Genomic DNA, 24,734 nt, shown 5'->3' with positions numbered 1-24,734 from the left:
AGGTAAGCAGATCAGTCCCGCATTGCGCGCCGGGCGCTGTCGGTGCGGCGCTGCGGGTTGCCCAGCCGGATGTCGGCGCTCAGCACGGTCACGCCGTCGGCGGAGACCAGGACCGGGTTGATGTCGATCAGTGCGATCTGCGGATGCTCGTCCTTCAGGACAGCCAGCCGGGCGATGAGGTCCTCCAGCGCTGCGATGTCGGCTTCGGGCAGTCCCTGGTAGCCGAAGAGCTTGGCAGCTGAACGGGGTGCCCGCACCAGGTCGGCAATGTCGCGGTCCGTCAGCGGTGGAACGCCGTGCGCCCAGTCATCCAGCAGGCTGGTGGCGTCACCGGCGAGCCCGAAGGAGATCACCGGTCCCAGCAGCGGATCCTCAATGGCCCGGATCCGGCAGCCCTGCCCGCTGTTGGCCATGGACTGGACTTCCATTTCGAATTCACCGTAGCGGCGCAGGGCCTGGTGCATTTGCCCGATGTTGGTCCGCAGTGCTTCCGGCGTGGAAATATTCAGCCGCACCCCGCCGAGGTCCAGGCGGTGGCGCAGGTGCCCTTCACGGGTCTTGACCGCCACCGGCCAGCCAAGCTGTTCAGCTGCGGCCACGGCTTCGTCCGGCGTGGAAAAACCGACGGCGGGCAGCACGGAAATGCGGTAGAACTCCAGGAGCCTTGCCGTCTGTTCCTGGTCCAGCCGGGTCAGGGCGTCGCCTTCCACCCGGTCCATCAACGAGTCGAGGTAGGCCGAGGCTCCTTCGGTATCGACACCGGCGGGTTCCACGAAACTGCCGTGGTCCCGCTGCGCCCATTCCGTGTAGCGCACCACGGAGGCCAGGGCGGTGACCGCTGCGCCGGGGCTGCTGAAGCAGGGCAACCCGCCGCCGGGCACCTCGGGGTCCGCCGCAAGCAGCCCCTCGACATGCGCGCGGGGGTCCACGATCCCGGTGAAGGCGGCAACCAGGGGCTTGCCGGTCTCCTGCACGCATTCGGCCAGAACGGCGGCTATCGCTTCCGTCCGCAGTCCCGGCGCCGGGAGGATGGCGACGACGCCGGCATCCACCGTGTCGTCCGACAGCACCTCGGTGACCGTGCGGCGCAGCTGCGGCAGCGCCACGCTCATCCCGGTGTCCAGGGCCAGTTCCGCCTCGAGGCGGGTGATGTCCAGGTCCAGTCCGGTGCAGGCATCGGCCAGGACCCGGCCCAGGGCCACCGAGTTGCTGAAGACAGCCACCCGGCGCCCGCGCGGCAGCGGCTGGCTGACGGCAATCTGGGCCACGTCGATCAGCTGCTCGTTGGTGCTCACGCGGATGACGCCGGACTGGCGGAGCATCGCGTCCAGGGCGCCCGGAGGGGCCTGCGTGGTCCGCACGGCGTGGCCGGGCGGAAGCTGCAGGCCGGTCACGTCCGACTTGGCGACAATCACGGGTTTGGTGCGCGCCAGCCTGCGGGCCAGGCGGGAGAACTTACGCGGGTTCCCCACCGACTCCAGGTACATGGCCACCACGCGCGTATCGGCGTCGTCCTCCCAGTACTGCATGGCGTCATTGCCGGAGACGTCGGCCCGGTTGCCGGCGGAGATGGTGGAGGACAGTCCCAGCGCGCGCCGCTGGGCAGTGGCGTAGAGCAGGACGCCGATGGCGGCGGACTGGCTGAAGAGCCCCAGTCCCCCGCGCCGGGGCAGCGCCGGTGCCATGGAAGCGTTCAGGGACACGTCCGGCCGGGTGTTGATCAGGCCCAGCGACGCCGGCCCGACCACGCGCATGCCGTGGGCCCGTGCACGTCGGACCAGGGCACGCTGCCGGGCCAGCCCCTCCGGGCCCTTCGGTCCGAAACCGGCAGTCACCACCAGCAGGGCCTTAACCCCGGCGGCAGCGCATTCGTCCGCCACCTCCAGGACCTGTTCGTAGGGCACGGCGATGACGGCCAGCTGGACCGTTTCCGGCACTTCGGAAATCCGGCTGTAGGAAATCATGCCGGCCAGTTCGAAGGCTTCCGGATTGATGGCGTAGACGGATCCCTTGAAGCCGCCCTCGATGATGTGCTCCAGCAGCTGGTAGCCCACCGAACCCCATTCGCGGCTGGCTCCGATGACGGCGATGGACGACGGCGAGAGCAGGTCGGCCACGCTGCGGGCCTCGGCACGGTGTTCGCGTGCTTCCATGACCGCCAGCGATTTCTCGGTGGGGTCGATGTTGAAGTCCAGGGCGATCACGCCGTCGTCGAAGTGCCGGCTTACCTCGTACCCGGCATCCGCGAAGACTCCGATCATTTTGCGGTTCTCGGGAAGGACTTCCGCGGAGAAGCGGCGGATGCCGTTTTCGCGGGCGGCGGCGGCCAGGTGTTCCAGCAGGATGGACCCCAGCCCGCGGCCCTGGTGGCCGTCGGCTATGTTGAAGGCAACCTCGGCTTCGGTGGGATCGTCGAGGCGGTCGTAGCGGCCGATGCCGATGATTTCATCACCAATGGTGATGACGAACGCCACGCGGTCCCGGTAGTCCACATTGGTGAAGCGCTCCAGCTCCTTATTGGTGAGCTTGGCCTTGTAGGTGAAGAACCGCAGGTAGATGGAACTCTGCGACTGCCGCATGTGGAAGGCCTGCAGCGCGTCCGCATCGGAGGGGGAAACGGGGCGCAGATGGCCGGTCCCCCCGTCCCGCAACACGACGTCGGCTTCCCAATATTCGGGGTAATGTCCCTGCTCCACCATAGAATCAGAGTAGTGGGCAAACTTCCCCATAGTCATCCACCCGCTCTGTACAGCGTGGCTCCGCACCGCGTGGATTATGTACGGGGCGCAATCCCTGTCCCCTAACACTGCAAGGATTCGACAAAAGCATGGCCCGGCGCCAACCCGTCTCCAAATCCGTACCCGGCGAAAAGATCGCCGAGAACATCATCGAGATAGATGTCACCACCGAGATGGAGGGCTCCTTCCTCGAATACGCCTACTCGGTGATCTATTCGCGTGCCCTCCCCGATGCACGCGACGGCCTGAAGCCTGTCCAGCGGCGCATCCTGTACATGATGTCCGACATGGGGCTGCGGCCCGACCGCGGGCATGTGAAGTCCGCCCGGGTGGTGGGCGAGGTGATGGGCAAGCTGCACCCGCACGGTGACACGGCCATTTATGACGCCATGGTGCGCATGGCCCAGGACTGGGCTCTGCGCCTGCCGCTGATCGACGGCCACGGCAACTTCGGCTCGCTCGACGACGGTCCGGCCGCCGCCCGTTACACGGAGGCCCGGCTGGCGGCCCCGGCCCTGACCCTGACGGATCACCTGGACGAAGACGTAGTGGACTTTGTCCCGAACTACGACAACCAGCTCCAGCAGCCCGAAGTGCTGCCCGCTGCCTTCCCCAACCTGCTGGTCAACGGTGCCACGGGTATTGCCGTGGGCATGGCCACGAACATGGCGCCGCACAACCTCGGCGAGGTTATTGCCGCCACCCAGCACCTGATCGCCAACCCGGACGCCGGGCTGGAGGAGCTGATGCGCTTCATCCCCGGACCGGACCTGCCCACGGGCGGACGGATCGTCGGGCTGGACGGCATCCGCGACGCCTACGCCAGCGGCCGCGGTTCCTTCAAGACCCGCGCCAAGGTGGAGGTGGAGCAGCTCACCGCGCGCCGCACCGGCCTGGTGGTCACCGAACTGCCCTACATGGTCGGCCCGGAAAAGGTCATTGAAAAGATCAAGGACGCCGTGACGTCCAAGAAGCTGCAGGGCATCTCCGACATTGTGGACCTGACGGACCGCAGCCACGGCCTGCGCCTGGTGATCGAGCTGAAGAACGGGTTCAACCCCAACGCGGTGCTGGCCCAGCTGTACAAGTTCACGCCCATGGAGGATTCCTTCGGGATCAACAACGTCACCCTCGTGGACGGGCAGCCCCGGACCCTGGGCCTGGTTGAGCTGCTGCAGGTCTACGTTGCACACCGCCTCGGCGTGGTCCGCCGCCGCACCGCCTACCGGCTGAGCCGGAAGAAGGACCGGCTGCACCTGGTCGAGGGCCTGTTGATCGCCATTGTGGACATTGACGAGGTCATCCAGATCATCCGGTCCTCGGATGAAACGGCCCAGGCCCGGGAACGGCTGATGGCCGTGTACGACCTGACCGAAGTCCAGGCCAGCCACATCCTCGAGCTGCGCCTGCGGCAGTTGACGAAGTACTCCCGCATCGAGCTCGAGAAGGAGCAGGACGAGCTGCGCAAAGCCATCGAGGAACTCGAAGCGATCCTCGGCTCCGAGCAGCGGCTGCGCTCCCTGGTCTCGGATGAACTGGGCGAAGTGGCGGCAAAATACGCGACGCCGCGGCGTACGGTGCTGCTCGAATCGGAGGCCGCTTCACCCCTGAAAGGTGCGGCAGTGACCGCTGCGGCCGGCGTCGCGGGCAAGGGCGCCAAGGCGATCCTTCCGCTGGAGATCCCGGACGATCCCTGCTGGGCCATCCTGTCCGCCTCCGGCCAGGTGGCCCGGACCTCGGACCAGGAACCGCTCGCCGAAGGCGGGCAGCGGGTGCGCCACGACGTGTTCCGCTCGGTGGTGAAGACCACCGCCCGCGGCGAGATCGGGGCGCTGACCTCCTCGGGCCGGATGATCCGGATCTCCGTCCTTGACCTGCCCGCCCTGCCCCCGACCGCCGGCCTGCCGAACCTTGCCGGCGGCGTGCCGGTCAAGGAATTCATGACCCTGGGCAAGGGCGAGAAGCTGGTGGGACTTGTTCCGTTGAACGCCGTGGTGGCCATCGGCACCCGAAACGGCGTGGTGAAGCGGGTCAATCCCGATTACCCGCTGAACCGCGATGACTGGGAAGCCATCACGCTCAAGCCCAAGGACGAGGTCATCGGGGTGTCCGTGGCAGCGGATGAGACGAATGAACTGGTCTTCATCACCCGGTCGGCGCAGCTGCTGCACTTCCCTGCCTCCGCGGTCCGCGCCCAGGGCCGTACGGCAAGCGGCGTGGCCGGGATCAAGCTGGCCGCCGACGACGCCGCAGTGTTCTTCGGTGCCGTGGCCGCGGAGGATCCCGACGCCGTCGTCGTCACCGTTTCGACCACCACCGAGGCCTTGCCGGGCACTCCCGGCGGGTCGGTGAAGGTGACACCGTTCGCCGAATACCCGGCGAAGGGCCGGGCCACTGCCGGCGTACGGGCGCACCGCTTCCTGAAGGGCGAAGATTCGCTGTCGGTGGCGTGGGCCGGACACGGTCCCGCGAAGGCGTCCGCAGCCAACGGCGTGGCGCGGGCCCTGCCCACCGAGCATGGCCGGCGGGACGGTTCCGGGGTGCCCCTGGCCAACGCGGTAGACGCCGTAGGACCAAGCCAGGGCTGACGCCGGCAGGCAGCAACAACGAAAAACGGGCCGGTCCGCGGAGCATGCAGCTCCCGCGGACCGGCCCGTTCTTTGCTGTCTGGGCGCCGGTCTTCCTATTTGCCGAAGCTGCGCAGCCGCAGCGAGTTGCCGACCACCAGCACCGAGCTCGCCGCCATCGCCGCCCCGGCGATCATGGGGTTGAGCAGTCCGAAGGCTGCCACCGGGATGCCGACCGCGTTGTAGAAGAACGCCCAGAACAGGTTGGTCTTAATGGTCGCCAGCGTCCGCCGGGAGAGTTCGACGGCGGTGGCCACCTGTCCCAGGCTGCTGCCCATCACGGTCAGGTCTGCCGCTTCCATGGCGACGTCGGTGCCGGATCCCATCGCGATCCCCAGATCCGCCTGGGCCAGTGCCGCGGCGTCGTTCACGCCGTCCCCGGCCATCGCCACGGTGCGTCCCTGTGCCTGGAGCCGCCGGACGGCGTCGACCTTCCCTTCGGGACGGACATCGGCAAGCACATCCTCGGCCGGGATTCCCACCTGTTCCGCGACCTGGGCGGCCACCACCGCGTTGTCGCCGGTCAGCAGCACCGGGTGCAGGCCCAGGCTGCGGAACCGTGCAATCGCCTCCGCGGAGCCTTCCTTGACGGTGTCCTGCAGGCTGATGATTCCCGCCGCCCGGTCATCGACCGCCACCAGGACGGCAGTGGCGCCGGCGTCCTGCTCTTCCCGCAGCGCGGCGTAGGCAGCATCCGGCAGGTCTACCCCGTTTTCGTCCAGCCAGGCCGGGCGTCCGGCCACGATGCGGTGTCCGTCCACGGTGCCGCGGACTCCCCCGCCCGGCGCTGAATCGAAGTCGGTGACCGGCACGGTGCCTGGACCGGAACGTGCGGACTTGGCGATGGCCCGGGCAATCGGGTGCTCCCCGGCATCCTCGACCGAGCCGGTCAGGCGCAGCAGGTCATCCGCGGTGAAATCCGCTGATTCATTGTCCAGCAGCCGGATCCGGGCCACGGACAGCCGGCCCGAGGTAATGGTGCCGGTCTTGTCCAGCACGATGGTGTCCACTGTCCGGGTGTCCTCCAGCACCTGGGCGCCCTTGATCAGGATGCCCAGCTGCGCGCCGCGGCCGGTTCCGGTCAGCAGGCCCACCGGGGTGGCGAGGCCGAGGGCACACGGGCAGGCGATCACCAGCACCGTGACGGCGGCAGTGAAGGCTGCCTGCAGGTCGCCGGTCAGGAGCATCCACAACACGAAGGTCAGGACCGCGATTCCGAGGACCACCGGAACGAACACGGCACTGATCCGGTCCGCAAGCCGGGCGATCGGTGCCTTGGACGACTGGGCGTCGCTGACGAGGCGGCCCATCTGCGCCAGGGTGGTCTCGCTTCCTACCCGGGTGGCCCGCACCAGCAGGCGGCCGGAGGTGTTGATGGTGGCGCCCGTGACCGGGCTGTCGACATCCACCTCCACGGGCAGCGACTCGCCGGTGATCAGGGAAGCATCCACCGCCGAGCGGCCCTCGAGTACCACGCCGTCAGCCGGTATCTTTTCCCCGGGCCGGACAACGAATACGTCGCCGACTTCAAGCCGGTCCGCCGGGATGCGGACTTCCGATCCGTCCCGCAGCACTGTCGCGTCCTTGGCGCCCAGGTTCAGCAGTGCCTTCAGCGCATCCGTTGCCTTGGTTTTGGCGTTGGCCTCCAGGTAGCGGCCCAGCAGCAGGAAGGTGACCACCACCGAGGCGACCTCGAAGTACAGGTGCGGGTCCGATCCCATGCCCGGATCAGACGTGATTCCCGGATCGACGGCCAGCTGGCCTACCGAGAACAGGTAGGCCGCCGTGACGCCGATGGAGACCAGGGTGTCCATGGTGGAGGCAAGGTGCCGGGCGTTGATGGCCGCGGCCCGGTGGAAGGGCCACGCGGACCAGGTCACCACGGGCAGGGCGAGCAGCGCCACCACCCATCCCCAGTTCGGGAATGCCAGTGCGGGAACCATGGAAATGAGCAGGACCGGAACGCTGAGGACCGCTGCCAGGATCAGCCGGGGACGCAGCTGTGCGGCAGTCCCGCCGTGGGACATGTGGTCTTCAGCGGACATGTGGTCGTCGCCGGCCGTGTGGTTGTCACCGTGTTCCACCGGCGTGTTATCCTCGGCGCCCGCTCCCGGTGCCGCGGCGGCGTGCCCCCCGTGGGCGGAAGGCCGGGCAGGCTGCCGGGTTTTCAGCCGGGCGTTGTAACCGGCGGCATTAACGGCGTCGACAAGCTGCTGGTCTGACACGGCTGCGGGGGCGGTGACCCGCGCACTTTCCAGCGGCAGGTTGACTGACGCCTCGACGCCGTCGATCTTTCCGAGCCTGCGCTCCACCCGCGCCACGCAGGAAGCGCAGGTCATGCCCTGGATCTCAAGTTCGACTGCCCTGGTTGCCGCTTGTTCGCGAGTGTCCATGATGGTTCCCTTCTCCTACTTCCTGTGCGCAGTATCCGCTGCGTTGCGCATGGTGCAGCCGCTACGCGTCGGCGTCGACCACCAGGTAACCGGCTTCCGCAACCGCTTCGCCCAGTTCGGCGGTGCTGAGGCTGCGGTTCGCGGTGACAGTAGCGGTTGAGATGCCGCCCGCGTTCAGGTCCACGGTGACCTTGTCGACGCCGTCGAGTGCCTCCAGTTCCTCGGTCACGGAGGCGACGCAGTGGCCGCAGGTCATGCCTGAGATGTTCAGTGTGGTGGTTTCCATGTGAATCTTCTTCCTTGGGATGGGTGAATGGATCGGGTGCCGGTCCTAGCGCAGCAGCCGGCCGATAGCGTCGGCAGCTTCCTGGACCTTGGCGGTCACAATCTCGGGGTTGCCGGTCCGCTCGGATTCCTGCGCTGCGTCTACCAGGCAGTGCGACATGTGGTCCTGGACCAGTCCCAGGCTGACCGCGTGCAGCGCCTTGTTGATGGCCGCGACCTGGGTGAGGATGTCGATGCAGTATTTGTCCTCCTCGACCATGCGGGCAATTCCCCGCACCTGTCCCTCAATCCGGCGCAGCCGGCGGAGGTAGGCGTCTTTATCCGACGCGTAACCATGCGGCCCGTCGTGGGACTCCACGGTGTCCGGAACGTTCTGCGTGACTGCGTCCATTGCCTCTGCTCCAATCCTTGACTGCCTCCAAGGTATACCCTGCCGGGGTATCGATTCAAGTACCCCTAGGGGGTATTTATCCCCGGAGGGGCGGCGTCCTGCCAGTAAGGTGGATTCCGTGGCACACAGTGAACTCTCGACAGCAAGCCAGGATTACCTGAAGGTCATTTGGACCGCGCAGGAATGGACGGATGAACCCCTGACGGTGTCCGCGCTGTCCGTCCACATGGGCTTCTCGCCGTCGTCGGTCTCCGAGGCGGTAAAGAAGCTCACCGGCCAGGGCCTGTTGACGCACGCCCGCTACGGGTCGATTGCGCTGACGGACGCGGGCGAGAAGGCTGCCGTGGGCATGGTCCGCAGGCACCGGCTGATCGAGACGTTCCTCGTGGAGTACCTGGGCTACCGCTGGGACGAAGTGCACGACGAAGCCGAACACCTCGAGCACGCCGTATCGGACAAGATGGTGGATGCCCTGGCGGCTCGCCTCGGCAATCCCGTGCGTGACCCGCACGGCGACCCCATCCCGGCCCGCGACGGCAGTTTCCCCGTACTGGACGCACAGCGCCTGAGCCGGTGCGAACCCGGTACCCGCGGAACGGTGGCCCGCGTCTCCGACAACGAACCCGAACTGCTGCGCTACCTGGCCGGGCTGGGGCTCCACCTGGACACCATGGTGTCCGTGGTGCAGCGCCAGCCGTATGCCGGCACGCTGACTATTGAAACCGGGGGCCGGACGCTGGACCTGGGCCTGCCCGCAGCGGAAGCCATCTGGATCCTCAAGGTCCCGGCCACGTCCCCGGAAACGGCCGCGTCGGACCGGTAGCGCGACCTTCCCGCGGCCCCTGCTACAGGACCGTCTTGTCGAAGACCACTTCCCGGTGCGTGGGCTTATAGCCCAGGCTTTCGTAAAGTCCCAGGGCACCGGACGGGTTCTCCGTGTCCACCCCGAGCCCGGCGTTGTCCATGCCGCCCTCCCGGAACCGGCGCATTGCTTCACGCAGCATCGCCGGAGCAAGTTTCCGTCCCCGCCAGTCCCGCCGCACGCCGAGGAGCATGGTGTAGCCCTCGTTGTAGCCGTGGATGTCCTTGCTCTCCGGATCGAAGCTCGCCAACTGGTACGCGGCAACCTCGCCGGAGCCGGTGTCCACCACCGCGAAGCTCCAGTCCGGCCGGAACTGGGGATGGTCGATGGTGAATCCCCACCGCTCCTTGTTCCGCGGCTCGCTCCCCCAGTGGTCCTTGAACGCTTCGTTATGCGCCCGGCGCACGGCGTCGGAGATCTCGGGGTCAAAGGTGCGGAATTCCATCCCCTCCGGCAGTACGGCGTCGGGCAGGCCGCCCGTCAGCGGTCGGCTCATCTCGGTGAAGTAGCGCACCACCTCGGCGCCTTCGGACTGCAGCAGTGCAACCTGGGAGGCGTTGGATTCCTCGGCGTAGGTGCGCAGCACACCGTGTTTCCGGTGCTCCGTGAGCAGCCGCTGGCGCAGGCGGGTTTCCTGCCAGCGGTAGACCTTGGAACCGATGCCCCGGCGCCGCCACTGCGGGTCGACGCCGCCGAAGCCGGAGCCGGTGTCCGAACCGGGGTTCACGGCGATCCGGCCGTACGCCCGTGCCGCACCGGATTTGTCCAGCCCGATCAGCGTGTCCTTTGCGGGATCCCCGGAGGTGGTTTCCAGCGCCTGCTCCAGGTCCCTGCGGTCCTCCACCCATCCGGGTTTGTCCACCTCCGCCATCCGGCGGATCAGGGCGTACCAGGCGTCGACGTCGTCGGCTCCGATGGAGCGCCAGCGCAGTCCGGTTTCCGGCCCGGGGAACAGGGGTGGGGAGGGCGTCTGCATCCATCCACCCTAGGACATCAGCACCGCTCCCAGTGAGATTTCCCGCCCGCACCAGGCTGCGTCTGCCGGATTATGGGTTACCACCACCACTGCCTTGTCCTGCAGTCCCGATTTCAGGTCGGCCATCAGCTGCGCCCCCGTCTCCGCGTCCAGGTGGGCCGTGGGCTCATCCAGGAGCACGACGTCGGCCTCGGCGAGCAGCGCACGGGCCACGGCAAGCCGCTGGCGCTGGCCGCCGGAGAGGAAATGCCCGCCGGCGCCGATGGCTGTATCCAGGCCCTCGGGCAGTGTGTCGAACAGCGGCCCCAGGCCCACAGCACGGAGCGAGCCGATCATTTCGGCTTCCGTCGGCGCGAGGGTGCGGTCACGGGCCAGGAGCAGGTTCCCGCGGAGGGTCGAGTCGAACAGGTGCGCCTCCTGCGGGCACCACGCCATCCGCCGGGCTGCCTGCGGGACCGACTGCGCAGGAACGCCGTTGATCAGATAGGTACCGCTTCGGGGCGGCAGGAAGCCGAGCAGCACGCCGAGCAGCGTGGATTTGCCGCTGCCGGAGGGACCGGTAACGGCCACCCACTCCCCCGCGGAGACCGTGAGGTCCACGCCGGTCAGCACATCTGCGGCAGCACCGGGATAGCGGTACCGGATGTTATCCAGTTCCAGCACCTGGACCTTGCCGAAGCTCTCCCGGGCAGCGGTTTCCCCGGCGGTGTCATCGGGCGCGACGTCTTCCGTGCCCAGATCCGGCAGCACCTTGTCCCCCAGGGCGCGCCACGCTGAGAACTGCTGGATGGAGCCGTTGACTGCGACAAAGGGCTCAATCAGCGCCAGCTGCACCAGGACTACCACCGCGGCCACGGTGGCCGGACCGTCCTGCGACGCGCTGATCATGTAGAGCGCTGCAAGGGAGCAGGCCAGGGCGGTGACGGCATTGGCCAGGCCCTGGGCCCAGGCACTGCGCCGGACAGCCCGGGCCGCGGCTGCTTCGAACTGCTCCTGGCGGGCCAGCACCGGCCCCGAGCTCGAGTTGGCTTCCAGGTCGGAAGCAGCCGTGAGCAGGCGGGCCATGGAAGACATGGACCGGGCCTGCAGGTTCACGGTGGCTGCACGGGCAGCGGAATCGGCGAACAGGGCCAGCAGCGGAGCAACGGCCATCCCCACCACGGTCAGCGCCACCTGCACCGCCAGGCCTTCCGGGACCAGCAGCCAGGTCACTACACAGGCAGCGACGGCGGTGAGCAGACCGGTCAGGGGTGCGAAGACCACCCGTGGCGCGATGTCCCGCAGCTCGTCCACGTCACCCACCAGGCGTTCGAGGGCACCCGAACCCCGCGCCACGCGGCGCCAGCCTTCGGGGCGCTGCAGCAGCCCGTTCCAGAGCCGGACCCGCAGCGTGTTGGTGGCCCGGAAGACGGCGTCGTGCAGGGAGAGGCGCTCCAGGTACCGCAGCAATGCCCGGCCGATGCCGAAGAACCGCACCCCGACAATCGCCATGAGCAGGTACAGGATCGGCGGCTGTTCCGCGGCACGCACGATCAGCCAGGCGGACAGTGCCGTCAGGGCGACGGCGAACATGGTGGCACCCGTGCCCAGCACCAGCGCCAGGACGAACTGCCTGCTCCACGGCTTCAGCACCATGAGGTTCTTCCACAGCGGCTCATGGCCCGACGCCGGCTCCGCGGCCGTGTCGGCTGCGGAGCCGCCGGATGCCGGGCCGTCGGCTTTCCCGGGACCGGCGCCGGCAGCAGCTGCCGGGCCGGAGCCGGCCGGAACCCTTACCGGTGCGCTGCGGGCAGCGGCGGCCAGGGATGCCGCATGCTTGCCCTTGACGCGTTCCCGGGGCAGGCCTCCGCCCGCCGCCCCTTCAACCGGAATCACCGTGTCGGCGATGGCTGCGGTGGCGGCGTCGTGGGCTACCAGCAGCACGGTGGTCCGCCCCCGCAGCGCGGCGAGGGCGGCACGGACAGCCGAGGCGCTGCGCGAATCGAGGTGTGCGGTCGGTTCATCCGCCAGCAGGATCCGGACGCCGGGATTCCCGTCGATGCGGGCCAGTGCCCGCGCCACGGCCACCCGGCGCTGCTCGCCCGGACTCAGGTCCGCGGTGGCGGAATCGAGCAGGTGCCCGGCGTCGATGCGTTCGAGTGCCCGGCGGGCGGCCGTGCGCCCCGCGTTGTCCGGGCTTTCGGCAGCGCCGGAACCGGTCACCGGGAGACCCGCGTAGAGGGCTATCTCCGCGGCAACGGTGTCCTCGACCAGGACGGGGTGCTGGGGTATCCACGCCTGCGTTTCGCGGCTGATGCCCTGCACGGTGCCGTCCAGCCGGGTGTCGCCGCCGTTCCGCCGGAGCCCGGCCAGGACTTCCAGCACGGAGGTTTTTCCCGCCCCGCTGGAACCGGTCAGGGCGGCAACGGCACCTGCCGGGACCGTGAAGCTGAGGTCCTCCACGGCAGGATGCGGCCGGCCTTCGTAGGCGATGGTCAGGTTCCTGACCACGAGCGCCGACCCGGCGGTTTCCTCAGCGGCGGCTGAAGCGTCCGCCAGCGGCACGGCCGCGGGTGCGTCCAGCACCGCGTTGGTCCGGTTCAGCGCTTCGAGGCCGTCCTCGCTGGCGTGGTGGGCGGTGCCCAGGTCACGCAGCGGCTGGTAGCACTCGGGTGCAAGGATCAGGGCCAGCAGCCCCAATTCCAGCGGCATGCCCCCGTGCACCAGCCGGACACCGATGAATACCGCCACCAGGGCCACCGAGATAGTGGCAATGAGTTCCAGCGCCAGCGAGGACATAAACGCCACCCGCAGGGTTGCCAGCGTTGTGGTGCGGTAGCGGTCGGCGACGTCGCGCAGTGCCCGGGTCTGCGCACGGGCACGGCCGAGGCCCACCAGCACGGGCAGGCCCTTGGCGAGCTCCAGCATGTTGTCCGAGAGTCGGTTCAGTGCGTCCACCGCGGCGGCGGTCTTGTCCTCGGTGTGCAGGCCGATCAGGATCATAAAGACCGGAATAAGTGGGACGGTCAGCACGATCGTGACGGCGCTGATCCAGTCCGCGGCGAGGATGCGGGCACCCACCAGCAGGGGGACGACGGCGCAGGTCACCAGTGCGGGCAGGTACTTGGAGTAGTAGTTGTCCAGCCCGTCCAACCCCCGGGTCAGCAGGACGCTCAGGGCGCCGCTGCCCATCCCCGGGACGGTGCCGCCGTCGGCCAGTACCCGCTCGGACAGCTGCCGGCGCAGTTCGTCCTTCACCCCCGCGGCCGCACGCTGGGCCACGGTGTCCTGGCCCCATACGGCCACGGACCGCAGCACGGCGCCGGCGGTGCCGAGCAGGAACACGCGGTTCCACTCCGGGCCGCCGGCGGCCAGGCCGGCGATGCCGCTGGCTACGGCGTCGGCCAGCAGCACCAGCCCCGCGGCCTTGATGGCTGCGAGCAGCCCGAGGAGGTACAGCGCGCGGCGGCTGGTGGCACTGACCGGAAGAACCGGCTTCACTGCGGTTTGAAACTGTGGGGGGCGGGGATGGACTCGGTGGTGACCCGCTTACGGAACACCCAATAGGTCCAGCCCTGGTACAGCACCACTACCGGCAGGCCGAACAGGGCCACCCAGCTCATGACCTTCAGGGCGTAGGGGGAAGCGGAGGCGTTTTCCACCGTCAGGTTCCACGCGGCATCCAGCGTGGAGGGCAGCACCACGGGGTACATGGAGGCGAAGATGGTCGCCGCTCCGGCCACCAGGAAGATCCCGAGGCTGATGAAGCTCAGGCCGTCACGGCCCCGGCGGGCGTAGAGCCAGGCCAGGAGGGCTCCCACCACGGCAATCACCAACAGGGGCAGGGTCTCCACCTTGGCGTTCATGACCTGCACAATGATGGCCCAGGCCGCCAAGGGCAGGATGCCCACGGGCAGCCAGCGCGTCACGATGCGCTTGGCGCGGTCACGGATCTGTCCGTCGGTCTTGAGCATCAGGAAAACGAGGGCGTGAACCAGGCAGAAGGCCACTACGGCCACTCCGCCCAGCACCGCGTACGGAGTCAGCCAGGCGAATGCCCCGCCCACGCGGTCGCCGTTCGCATTCAGCGGCAGGCCTGTGGTGGTCAGTCCGAGCGCGGCGCCGACGCCGAAGGCCGCCGCGAAGGAGCCCAGGGCCAGGCCCCAGTCCCAGCGGTTGCGCCAGCTGTCACTGTCATGCTTGCCGCGGTACTCGATGGACACGGCCCGGAAGATGAGCCCCAGCAGCACAATGACCAGGGGGATGTACAGGGCGGAGAACAGCGAGGCGTACCACATCGGGAACGCCGCGAAAGTCATTGCACCGACCGTGATCAGCCAGACTTCGTTGCCGTCCCACACGGGGCCGATGGTGTTCAGCAGTACCCGGCGTTCTTTCTCATCACGGGCCATCAGCTTCATAAGCATGCCGACCCCGAGGTCGAAGCCCTCCAGGAAAAGGTACCCGACCCATAGGAAGGCAATCACGATAAACCAGAACAGCGGTAGCGACATTACTTTCAGAGCTCCAGAAGTGCCGGTGTCCGGCAGATTGCAGGGTGGAGGACCCGGAGGGCGGCCGCGTGCACGGCCTCCCCCCGGGGCGCCTTAGTAGGCAAAGTCGAGGACATCATGCTTCTTCGTTCCTGGGCTGCCGTCCGGATCGCCGCCGGCGGAGTCCAGGCCGCCCGTGCCGCCGTCGTCGCCGCCCAGCAGGTCCGGCATCGCTGCCGGGACGCCGCCGCGGACGAACTTGAACAGCAGCCGCACCTCCACGATCAGCAGGGCCAGGTACACGACGGTGAAGGTGATGACGGAGAACAGCAGTTCCGCCATGCTCACACCCGGCGAGACGGCTGCTGCTGTGAACATGAAGACGCCGTCGGTACCGGTGGGGTTCGGAGCCACCACAAACGGCTGGCGGCCCATTTCGGTGAAGATCCAGCCTGCGGAGTTGGCGCCGAACGGTGCCAGGATGCCGAAGACGGCCAGGCGCATCAGCCACTTGGACTCGGGGACGGTGCCCTTGCGGACCGCCCACAGGGCGTAGGCCGCGGCGACGGCGGCAACGCTGCCGAAGCCGATCATGATGCGGAAGCCCCAGTAGGTGACGGCGAAGTTCGGCGTGTAGTCGATTTCCATGCCGGAGTTGGTGCCGTACATTTCGTTGTCCGGCAGGTGGGTGCCGTAGGCGTCGCGGTACTCATCCAGCAGGGTGTTTACGCCCCGGATTTCAGTGTCGAAGTCGCCGTTGGCGAGGAAGGACAGCATGCCTGGAATTTCGACCAGGGTGTCCACGTCTTCACAGTTCTCCGCACCGGGGTCACCGATGGACAGGACTGAGAAGCCGGTGCCGTCATGGCACGCTGCCTCCGCAGCCGCCATCTTCATGGGCTGCTGCTCGAACATCAGCTTGCCCTGCAGGTCACCGCTGACGGCGACTCCGGCGAAGGAGATCATGGCGACGACGGCGCCGATGCGCAGGGACCGCAGCCACACGGTGTGGTCGGTCTTGTCACGGCCCGTTTCGGGCCGTTCGCCCACCACCACGTTGCCCTTGGCATCCACGGTGTCGATGCCGTCGCGGCGCCGCTTCCAGAGGTGGTACCAGGCGATGCCGAGCAGGAATCCGCCGGCAACGGCAAAGGCACCGAAGATTGTGTGCGGGAACGCGACGAGGAGGGTGTTGTTGGTCAGGACGGCCCAGATGTCGTTCATGACCGGGCGGCCGTCCACCATTTCCACGCCCACGGGGTGCTGCATCCAGGAGTTGGCGGCGAGGATGAAGTAGGCCGAGAGCATGGAGGCGAGCGTGGTGATCCAGATGCACGCCAGATGGATCTTCGGGGGCAACCTCTTCCAGCCGAAGATCCACAGTCCCAGGAACACTGATTCCGTGAAGAACGCCAACAGTGATTCCAGTGCCAGCGGGGCGCCGAAGACGTCGCCGACGAAGCGGCTGTACTCGCTCCAGGCCATCCCGAATTGGAACTCCTGAACCAGGCCGGTGGCCAGGCCCAGGATGAAGTTAATGAGGAACAGCTTGCCCCAGAACTTCGTCATTCGCAGGTACTGCTCTTTGCCGGTGCGCACCCAGGCTGTCTGCATGGCTGCCACCACAATCCCCAGCCCAATGGTCAGCGGGACCATGAGGAAGTGGTAGACGGTCGTGATGCCGAACTGCCACCGGGCGATATCCAGTGCTTCCACGCTTATGTCCTTCAGCTTGAGGAACGACTTCTACACGACGTAGAATTCCTTACTTCTACACAGCGTAGAACAACTTTCGCAAGATTTCTACGTGATGTAGAACAAACGATCGAAACGCGGTACATTAGTAAGTCTGGACCCGACACGGGGGTCCGCGGGGGATCTCGATCGAAAAAGGATGCACATGGCAACGCTCGGTGAGTTGGAACGCGCAATGATGGATCTGCTCTGGGAATCAAACGAAGCAGCAACCGCCAATGAACTCCGCGAGAAACTCGCGCAGCGTGAGGATTCCGCTGACGGCAAGGGTCTCGCTGTCACCACCGTGCTGACCGTGCTCTCACGGCTGGAAAAGAAGTCGCTGGTCCAGCGTGAACGCGACATCCGCCCCCACCGCTACCGTGCCGTGACCAGCCGCGCCGAACACACGGCCGAACTCATGCATGAAGCCCTCGGCACCGCCAATGACCGCGAAGCCGTGCTGGCCCGGTTCGTCGGTTCCGTCTCCGACACCGAGGCTGAAATGCTGCGCAGGCTGCTCGGCGCCTAGGCACCGGCACCTGCGGTGTTCTGGGCCTCCTATGCTTTGGCGGCGCTGGCGATCGTGCTGGCGTGGCCCGTTCCGATTCTTCTCTCGCGGGCAGCCTGGCCGGCCCGCTCCCCTTTCACCGCCATGGTCCTGTGGCAGGCGATAGCCCTTGCGGGCGGTCTGTCCATGATCGGAGCCATGCTGACCTGGGGCCTGGAGCCGCTCGGGGACAATCTCCTGGCCGGACTCCACGGCTTATGGCGCATCCTTCTGCAGGGCGCCCCGGCAAGCACCCTCGGACTGGTCCACGTTTTCGCGCTCAGCGCCGCAATGCTGCTCAGCGCCCACTTGGTGTTCACCCTGCTGCTGACGTACTACCGGATCCTCCGCGGCCGGCATCGGCACCGGGACATGCTCAACCTGCTCAGTTCCCCTTCCGCCGACACGCCTGCCACCCTGGTCATCCAGCATCCAACCCCGGTGGCCTACTGCCTGCCCGGCGGCGCGCGGTCCGTCACCGTCCTCTCCGACGGTCTGCTGAACATGCTTTCCGAGGATGAGCTTTCCGCGGTGCTCACCCATGAACGCGCGCATCTGGCCCAGCACCACCACCTGCTGCTGTGGGCCTTCGCGGCCTGGCGTGCGGCCCTGCCGTGGCTGCCGACATCGATGCTGGCCCAGCACTCGGTGAACGAGCTGATCGAAATGCTCGCCGACGACGAGGCGCTGCGGAAGGTGGACCGGATGACGCTCGTCCGCGCCGTGGCAATTGTCGGGTCCGGGTCCCCCGCGGTACCCGGGGCACCGAAGTCCCCGGCCGTACAGCAGGACAGCCTGCGCGGGACGCCCCCGCTGGCTTTGGGTGCCCCCGAGGGGTCAGAGCCGCTGGGTATTGCCGGCAGGCTCAGCCGCTTGCTCACACCGCAGCCGCCCCTGCCCCGCTGGCAGCAGTGGAGCGTGCTGTGCCTCTCGGCCCTGCTGCTGGCGGTACCGACCACCCTGCTGATCGCCCCGGGGCTACTGCAGGATTAGGCCGGGCCCGCCTCGTGAGATGCGGACCGCGGCCCACCGGCCTGCTTCCCCGGGCACGGGTCCCGGCTAGGCGTCGATCCGGTCCCGGTCCAGCATGGCCGCGCCGGCGATGATGAAGTCCTTGCGCGGCGCCACGTCGCTGCCCATCAGGAGTTCGAATGCCTGCTCGGCGGCAGCCGCCTCCGAAATCCGGACCCTCCGCAGGGTGCGGTGCCGGGGATCCATGGTGGTCTCGGCCAGCTGGCCCGCGTCCATCTCGCCCAGGCCCTTGTAGCGCTGGATCGGTTCCTTGTAGCGCTTGCCTTCCTTTTCCAGGCGGGCAAGGACCTGGTGCAGTTCCTTTTCGCTGTAGGTGTAGACCATCTCATTGCTCTTGGAGCCTGCGTTGATGACCTCCACCCGGTGCAGCGGCGGAACGGCCGCATAGACGCGTCCGGCGTCCACCAGCGGGCGCATGTAGCGGAAGAACAGCGTGAGCAGCAGGGTCCGGATATGGGCGCCGTCGACGTCTGCATCGGTCATGAAAATGACCTTGCCGTACCGGGCCGCGTCGAGCTGGAAGCTGCGGCCGGAACCGGCCCCCACCACCTGGATCAGCGCCGCGCACTCGGCATTGGACAGCATGTCCGCCACCGACGCCTTCTGCACGTTCAGGATCTTGCCGCGGATGGGCAGCAGCGCCTGGTAGTCCGAGGACCGGGCAAGTTTGGCCGTGCCCAGGGCGCTGTCGCCTTCCACGATGAACAGTTCAGAGCGTTCCTGGTCATCGATCCGGCAGTCCGCCAGCTTGGCGGGCATGGTGGAGGTTTCCAGCGCGTTCTTCCGGCGCTGGGTCTCCTTGTGCACCCGGGCGGAGATCCGGGACTTCATCTCCGCCACCACCTTTTCCAGCAGCTGCGAAGACTGTGCCTTGTCGGCGCGCGCCGTGGAGTTCAACCGGGCGGTGATTTCCTTCTCCACCACCTTGCTCACAATGGCCCTTACGGCGGAGGTGCCGAGGATTTCCTTGGTCTGGCCCTCGAACTGCGGTTCGGCGAGGCGGACCGTCAGCACAGCCGTGAGCCCGGCGAAAACGTCGTCCTTTTCGATCTTGTCGTTGCCGGCCTTGAGTTTGCGGGCGTTGGCTTCAATGACCTTGCGGAAGGTCTTGAGCAGGCCCTGCTCGAAGCCGGTCTGGTGCGTTCCGCCCTTGGGTGTGGCAATGATGTTCACGAACGAGCGGATATTGGTTTCGTAGCCGATCCCCCAGCGCAGGGCGATATCCACCTCCGCCTCGCGTTCAATCTCCGTGATCCGGCTATGTCCGCTTTCATCGAGTACGGGCACGGATTCCTTGAACTTGCCGGAACCGTGCAGGCGCCAGATATCGGTGACGGCGGCGTCGGCGGCCAGATAGTCGACGAACTCGGCGATCCCGCCGTCGTGATGGAAGACTTCCTCCACGGGACCGTTCTCGCCCGGGGTTCCGGGCAGGCGCCGTTCATCGCGCAGGGTGATGCGCAGCCCGGGGACCAGGAAGGAAGTCTGGCGGGCACGGGCCTGCAGTTCGGTGTAGGAGAACTTGGCGTCCGGCGTGAAGATCTGCCGGTCGGCCCAGTACCGGATGCGCGTGCCCGTGACGCCGCGCTTGGCCTTACCCACAACTTCAAGGCGCGAGCTGTCCAGGAACGGAGAGAACTTGGCCTCGGGGCCGGGCTTTCTGCCGGTGTCGTCGAAGTGCCCGGGCTCGCCGCGGCGGAAGGCCATCTGGTACGTCTTGCCCGCCCGGTCCACCTGCACGTCGAGTCGGGAGGAGAGGGCGTTGACCACGCTGGCGCCGACGCCGTGAAGGCCGCCGGAGGCAGCGTAGGACCCGCCGCCGAACTTGCCGCCGGCGTGGAGCTTGGTGAAGACGACTTCGACGCCGGAGAGCCCGGTTTTCGGTTCGATGTCCACCGGAATCCCGCGGCCGTCGTCGTGGATCTCCACGGAACCGTCCGGGTGGAGGATGATCTTGATGCTCTGCCCGAAGCCGGCGAGGGCTTCATCGACGGAGTTGTCGATGATTTCCCAGAGACAGTGCATCAGGCCGCGGGAGTCGGTGGACCCGATGTACATGCCGGGACGCTTGCGGACGGCTTCCAACCCTTCCAGGACGGAAAGGTGCCGGGCAGTGTAATCGGAACTAGGGGGCGCCACGTGCGTTGAAACTCCTTGGTGTCGGCTGTTTCGCCGGTAGGGATAGCCGGGAACAATCAGGAACTCCTACAAGGTTAATCCCCGGCGGTGACACTTCCGCTCAACGACTCAGTTGCGTGAGTTTGCCCACGGTGGCCGCGCCGAAAGGGTACGCGTAGAGCGAAAGGCGGGCCAACCTGCAAGGGACGGGGTGTCAAAGGTGGTTATATGAAGTATCAACACCCTTGAGGAGGCAACTCATGACAGCAGCAGTAGCAACCCGTGAGCTGAACAGCCTGGACCGCTGCGACCGTTGCGGCGCACAGGCATACGTACGTGCCGTACTGGAATCCTCCGGTGGGGAACTGCTTTTCTGCGGGCACCACGCCCGTGCGGTGGAGGCGAACCTCCGTCCGCTCACTTCGGAATGGCAGGACGAGACCTCGCGCCTGAACGAGAAGGCACCGGTTTCTGCAGAGTAAACACGCAGGCGCCTGAATGGTCAGCGAAGCCACGGAGTAAAGTCCGCGTCGACGCGGCGTACCAAGCTTGAAGAAGTCCCCTTCCGGATCGGAAGGGGACTTCTTTTTGTCCAGCTGCATCTTGGTCCGCCGGGGCGCACACAACAGCACCCCGACCGCAGACGCGGATCGGGGTGCTGTTGGTGAAGCGGATTGCCGGCGAACCGGCAGGTGTCTAGTCCAGGTAGTCCCGCAGGACCTGCGACCGCGACGGGTGGCGCAGCTTGGACATGGTCTTGGATTCGATCTGGCGGATCCGTTCACGGGTCACGCCGTAAACCTTGCCGATTTCGTCCAGGGTCTTCGGCTGGCCGTCGGTGAGGCCGAAACGCATGGCAACAACGCCGGCTTCGCGTTCGGACAGCGTGTCCAGCACTGAATGCAGCTGCTCCTGCAGCAGCGTGAAGCTGACCGCATCGGCGGGAACCACGGCTTCGGAATCCTCAATGAGGTCGCCGAACTCGGAGTCGCCGTCTTCACCCAGCGGGGTGTGCAGGGAGATCGGCTCACGGCCGTACTTCTGCACCTCGACGACCTTTTCAGGGGTCATGTCCAGTTCCAGTGCCAGCTCTTCCGGCGCGGGCTCGCGGCCCAGGTCCTGGAGCATCTGGCGCTGCACACGGGCCAGCTTGTTAATGACTTCCACCATGTGCACCGGGATGCGGATGGTGCGGGCCTGGTCTGCCATGGCGCGGGTGATGGCCTGGCGGATCCACCACGTTGCGTACGTGGAGAACTTGAAGCCCTTGGTGTAGTCGAACTTCTCTACGGCGCGGATGAGGCCAAGGTTGCCTTCCTGGATCAGGTCCAGGAAGAGCATGCCGCGGCCGGTGTAGCGCTTGGCCAGCGACACTACGAGGCGCAGGTTGGCTTCGAGCAGGTGGTTCTTGGCGCGCTTGCCGTCATGGGAGACCCACTGAAGCTCACGCTTGAGCTTGGGATCCATGTCGGGATCCGCCGCCATCTTCTCTTCGGCGTACAGGCCGGCTTCGATCCGCAGTGCGAGGTCGACTTCCTGCTCGGCGTTCAGCAGGGCGACCTTACCGATCTGCTTCAGGTAGTCCTTGACCGGGTCGGCCGTGGCACCGGCGGAGACGACCTGCTGGGCAGGGGCGTCGTCGTCGTCGGCATCCGAGTACACGAAACCGGATCCGGTGGGTGCTGCTGCAGTGTCTGCACCTTCGACGGCGTCCGCGTCCGGCTCTACGTCGGCAGAGTCAACCTCTTCATCAACCTCGGCCTTGGCAGCCTTGGCGGTCTTCGCAGCGGTCTTTCGTCCAGCTGCAGTGGTGCCGGCCTTCGCCGGAGCCTTCCGGGCAGCCGGCTTGCGGGCCGTCTTGGCCGCGGTCTTTTCGCCGGAAGCAGCCTCCTTGTCGGCCACCGCTGACGGGGCCTCAGTTGCGGCAGTGCGCTTATTTGCAGTGTCAGTCTCTTCGACTGCAGTTGTCTTTCTCGGCGACACAGAAAACCTTTCATACGGCGGGTTGTGGCACCGCCATTGGGGGCAACACCACTATGACCCTGTCAAGTCCGTGATTCTATCCAAGTGTTTCGGTTTGGCTTGCTCTGAATAGAACACGCCGTGCCGGTGTATTGTTCCGCTGGCCACAAGGACTGGCAGTTCAAAGGACACTTGATACACGAACCCGACCGGGTCTCGGTTCCCATTGTCGCACGTTTTCCGTCCCGCCACAGCACCGGCGCACGTTATCGGCACACTCCGCGGGCCTGTTCCGCCGTGCGGCTTTTCCCCGCCGGTTCTCTTTCAGCACTGGTTCATCGGGGTCCCGGGCCAGCCGTCCGCCGTGCCCGGCCACGACCCGTCCCGGGAGCCGGTCCAGTCCGGGAGGATTCCCGTACCCAGCAGTTCACGCAGCAGCAGCGCCAGGCGGTAGCCGGGGCACGCATCGAGCGCGTGCTGCAGATGGACGTGGGCACGCGAGCCGCGCCCCCTGGCCCACTCCATCCAGGCCAGCAGCGAAAGCAGCGCCGCCTTGGCATCTTCGTCCGCGGCGGGCACGAGGTCCGAGAAAACGGCGTACGCCCGGTCCAGCAGGCTCCAGTCCGGGGCACCCCCTCGGCCCACCAGGATGCTGCGGAAGTCCGCAGCTGCCTTGGACTGCCTTCGAGGGCGCGGCAGCAGGGGAACGACGCCGGATGCTGCCGCTCCGCGATCTGCGGAACCGGGAAGGACCACGGGGTGGACCTGCCGGCGGACCAGGCCGTTGGCCTCTGCGCCGTAAACGGCGGCGGCTTGGCCCGCAGCAGTCAGGACCAGCAGGGCATCACGGATCCCGCGGTCAGAGAGGCTCGCCAGGAGAAACCCGGCACATTCGGGATCGCGGTGCAACCGGTTCCGGGAACCGGCGAACGGCTCGAACGCGTCTTCGGCATACGGTGCAGCACCCGTATCGAGGCCGCCGCCGGCAAAACAGTTACCCCACAGCTCCAGGGTGCGGTGGAACTGGTCCCGTTCACACCAATGTGCACCCATCTGTTCCCCAAAGCGCGCCCGGCTGTCCGCAACCTCGCCCTTGTTGGGCCACTGCAGCGGGAAAGACTCCCCCACTGCCCTTTCCAGCGACGCGGCAAAGGCACTTCCCCGGTACACCAGTTCCGTGTTCAACATGCTGTCCGCAATCTGCGACCTGGGCGCCCCCGGCCAGGGGCAGCAGTCCGGTTGGGTGCAGAAATAGTCCCGCCAGGTGTCCGGCCCGACCAGCCAGCCATCCTGCAGCGGGATGCCGGCGGCGGCCAGGTCCTTCCCAAGGCGGCGGACCAGCGGCCGGTAGGGCGGATGCGCCGGGTCCTTCCAGGGCCGGTCCGTATACAGTGCCAGCAGCACGCCGTCAGCCTCGGTGTCGGCGGCCATGAACCGGCAGGCCGCGGCGGCATAGGCGGCATTCGCTCCGGCTTTGGCTCCCGGCCCCGGAGGCAGGTCCAGCCGCAGCGTCGCACCGAGCCGGCCGCCGCATAATGCCATCAGCACCAGGGACTCGCGCGGCTCGAAGCCCAGCGTGTGGGGAACCAGGCTGAGGATGTCCGCCGGAGCGTTGATGCGGTAGGGGTTGCGCGGGGTGCCGTCGGCCGGTTCTGTGCTCATGGCACAAGGGTCCCCGGGAATCCGCGGTCGCTGCAGAGCAGGCCCGGGGCCTGTGCATCCGGCGCCGGCTGAGCCGCAGCGTCGGCAGCCGTGGAGGAAGAGTGGAGGAAGAGTGGCCGGGTGCAACGCGGGCCGGCAGGCATGCCCGCCCGCCACGGAGAGGTCACTTCCAGCGGAAAACCTTCGCGGCCGGCACCGCGCATGCAACGGTCCAGACGAGCATCACGAGGAAGGGGGCAACCGTCACGGTTCCTCCGTACCAGGCGGCGGTCAGCGCCTGGGTCATGGCACCGAGCGGGGTGAAAGACGCCACCTGCCGGATTCCTTCCGGCATCAGCGGCCCGGGCGTCCATAACCCGGCGGTGAACATGCACCCCATAAACACCAGGAATCCGATGCCGTAGGCGTTCTGGGCGGTCCCGGCGAGGGCGGCAATGAGTGATCCCACGGCCATCATGGCAGCAACACCGAAAACCACCACGAGGACAACCACTCCGGGACTGCCCGGCATCCGGCTGTCAAAGACAACCCTGGCGAGCAGGACGGTGACGGTCACCGCAACGGCGAGCGCTGCGCCGCTGACGATCCATTGGGCAAACAGGATGCGGTGCGCGCCGACGGGCGTCACGCCCAGCCGGCGCAGCACGCCGGTCTCCCGGTAACCGCTGATCGCGGACGGGTAATTGGTCACCGCCACACTGGCCAGTGCCACCGCTATGGACAGCGGCACGAGCAGGTCAATGGGGCGCAGGGCCGCATAGACGGGATCCGTGCCTCCCAGCGGGACGCGCGTGTTGGGAATGACGAAGCCCTGGAGCAGCAGAATGGCCGAGGGCAGCACCAATGCCATGAAAATGCTCACCGGATTGCGCAGATACAGCGTCGCTTCCGCGCGCGTCAGGGCTCCCAGCGCCCGCATGCTCCACCTCTCC

General features: G+C 67.2%; 17 protein-coding genes. 5 read left to right on the top strand and 12 right to left on the bottom strand.

Going from position 1 to position 24,734, the window contains the following annotated elements; translation table 11 throughout:
• Positions 1-11: 11 nt before the first annotated feature.
• Complete coding sequence (locus tag NNX34_RS07385; RefSeq protein ID WP_255765873.1) at positions 12-2,699, bottom strand: GNAT family N-acetyltransferase; 2,688 nt, start codon at positions 2,697-2,699, stop codon at positions 12-14.
• Between the two features lie 128 nt (positions 2,700-2,827).
• Here NNX34_RS07385 and NNX34_RS07380 point away from each other — a divergent pair, with 128 nt between their 5' ends.
• Positions 2,828-5,326 carry a DNA topoisomerase (ATP-hydrolyzing) subunit A gene (locus tag NNX34_RS07380; RefSeq protein WP_255765872.1) on the top strand — a complete coding sequence of 833 codons (2,499 nt, stop codon included), beginning with the start codon at positions 2,828-2,830 and terminating at the stop codon, positions 5,324-5,326.
• Positions 5,327-5,421: 95 nt separating this feature from the next.
• Here NNX34_RS07380 and NNX34_RS07375 read toward each other — a convergent pair whose 3' ends face one another.
• The 3 genes from NNX34_RS07375 to NNX34_RS07365 form a co-directional block, all read right to left on the bottom strand.
• A complete protein-coding gene (locus tag NNX34_RS07375) occupies positions 5,422-7,758 on the bottom strand; it encodes a cation-translocating P-type ATPase (RefSeq protein ID WP_255765871.1) in 2,337 nt (778 codons plus the stop codon).
• A 61-nt stretch (positions 7,759-7,819) separates the two neighbouring features.
• The gene (locus NNX34_RS07370) at positions 7,820-8,044 is read right to left on the bottom strand and encodes a heavy-metal-associated domain-containing protein (RefSeq protein ID WP_255765870.1); all 225 of its coding nucleotides are present in this window, start codon (positions 8,042-8,044) and stop codon (positions 7,820-7,822) included.
• A 45-nt stretch (positions 8,045-8,089) separates the two neighbouring features.
• Entirely contained in the window at positions 8,090-8,434 is a 345-nt protein-coding gene (locus tag NNX34_RS07365; RefSeq protein WP_255765869.1) for a metal-sensitive transcriptional regulator, read from the bottom strand.
• Between the two features lie 118 nt (positions 8,435-8,552).
• Between NNX34_RS07365 and NNX34_RS07360 the strand changes: the two genes are divergently transcribed.
• Entirely contained in the window at positions 8,553-9,257 is a 705-nt protein-coding gene (locus tag NNX34_RS07360) for a metal-dependent transcriptional regulator (protein WP_255765868.1), read from the top strand.
• A gap of 22 nt (positions 9,258-9,279) precedes the next feature.
• Here the strand turns inward: NNX34_RS07360 and NNX34_RS07355 are convergent, their stop codons facing one another.
• The 4 genes from NNX34_RS07355 to NNX34_RS07340 all read right to left on the bottom strand — a co-directional run bounded on the left by NNX34_RS07355 (position 9,280) and on the right by NNX34_RS07340 (position 16,460).
• The gene (locus NNX34_RS07355) at positions 9,280-10,272 is read right to left on the bottom strand and encodes a GNAT family N-acetyltransferase (RefSeq protein ID WP_255765867.1); all 993 of its coding nucleotides are present in this window, start codon (positions 10,270-10,272) and stop codon (positions 9,280-9,282) included.
• A gap of 9 nt (positions 10,273-10,281) precedes the next feature.
• Positions 10,282-13,752 carry a thiol reductant ABC exporter subunit CydD gene (gene cydD, locus NNX34_RS07350; RefSeq protein ID WP_255765866.1) on the bottom strand — a complete coding sequence of 1,157 codons (3,471 nt, stop codon included), beginning with the start codon at positions 13,750-13,752 and terminating at the stop codon, positions 10,282-10,284.
• Positions 13,749-14,765, bottom strand: coding sequence for a cytochrome d ubiquinol oxidase subunit II (cydB, locus tag NNX34_RS07345; RefSeq protein ID WP_255765865.1), 1,017 nt, complete (start codon positions 14,763-14,765; stop codon positions 13,749-13,751). The genes cydD and cydB overlap by 4 nt, the downstream gene beginning before the upstream one ends.
• 93 nt (positions 14,766-14,858) lie before the next feature.
• Positions 14,859-16,460 carry a cytochrome ubiquinol oxidase subunit I gene (locus NNX34_RS07340; protein ID WP_255765864.1) on the bottom strand — a complete coding sequence of 534 codons (1,602 nt, stop codon included), beginning with the start codon at positions 16,458-16,460 and terminating at the stop codon, positions 14,859-14,861.
• Positions 16,461-16,644: 184 nt separating this feature from the next.
• On the opposite strand from NNX34_RS07340, the gene NNX34_RS07335 reads away from it, so the two are divergent.
• Together NNX34_RS07335 and NNX34_RS07330 are read left to right on the top strand one after the other, a co-directional pair.
• The gene (locus NNX34_RS07335) at positions 16,645-17,010 is read left to right on the top strand and encodes a BlaI/MecI/CopY family transcriptional regulator (RefSeq protein WP_255765863.1); all 366 of its coding nucleotides are present in this window, start codon (positions 16,645-16,647) and stop codon (positions 17,008-17,010) included.
• 15 nt (positions 17,011-17,025) lie between these two features.
• Positions 17,026-18,021: a M56 family metallopeptidase gene (locus NNX34_RS07330; RefSeq protein WP_255765862.1), complete on the top strand. Its 996-nt coding sequence runs from the start codon at positions 17,026-17,028 to the stop codon at positions 18,019-18,021.
• Positions 18,022-18,087: 66 nt separating this feature from the next.
• On the opposite strand, the gene NNX34_RS07325 is transcribed toward NNX34_RS07330, so the two are convergent.
• The gene (locus NNX34_RS07325; protein ID WP_255765861.1) at positions 18,088-20,199 is read right to left on the bottom strand and encodes a type IIA DNA topoisomerase subunit B; all 2,112 of its coding nucleotides are present in this window, start codon (positions 20,197-20,199) and stop codon (positions 18,088-18,090) included.
• A 239-nt stretch (positions 20,200-20,438) separates the two neighbouring features.
• Here NNX34_RS07325 and NNX34_RS07320 point away from each other — a divergent pair, with 239 nt between their 5' ends.
• Positions 20,439-20,660, top strand: coding sequence for a hypothetical protein (locus NNX34_RS07320; RefSeq protein WP_146362357.1), 222 nt, complete (start codon positions 20,439-20,441; stop codon positions 20,658-20,660).
• A gap of 214 nt (positions 20,661-20,874) precedes the next feature.
• On the opposite strand, the gene NNX34_RS07315 is transcribed toward NNX34_RS07320, so the two are convergent.
• The 3 genes from NNX34_RS07315 to NNX34_RS07305 all read right to left on the bottom strand — a co-directional run bounded on the left by NNX34_RS07315 (position 20,875) and on the right by NNX34_RS07305 (position 24,721).
• A complete protein-coding gene (locus NNX34_RS07315; RefSeq protein WP_227922484.1) occupies positions 20,875-22,161 on the bottom strand; it encodes an RNA polymerase sigma factor in 1,287 nt (428 codons plus the stop codon).
• 303 nt (positions 22,162-22,464) lie between these two features.
• Positions 22,465-23,802 (bottom strand): DUF4192 domain-containing protein, encoded by a 1,338-nt coding sequence (locus tag NNX34_RS07310; RefSeq protein ID WP_255765860.1) that lies wholly within the window; start codon positions 23,800-23,802, stop codon positions 22,465-22,467.
• A 163-nt stretch (positions 23,803-23,965) separates the two neighbouring features.
• A complete protein-coding gene (locus NNX34_RS07305) occupies positions 23,966-24,721 on the bottom strand; it encodes an ABC transporter permease (protein ID WP_255765859.1) in 756 nt (251 codons plus the stop codon).
• Positions 24,722-24,734 lie beyond the last annotated feature (13 nt).

The organism is Arthrobacter sp. zg-Y1116, assembly GCF_024385485.1.
GTDB lineage: Bacteria > Actinomycetota > Actinomycetes > Actinomycetales > Micrococcaceae > Arthrobacter_B.
The sequence above is the reverse complement of the archived record's forward strand: the minus strand, read 5'-3'. Positions and strand labels throughout refer to the sequence as shown.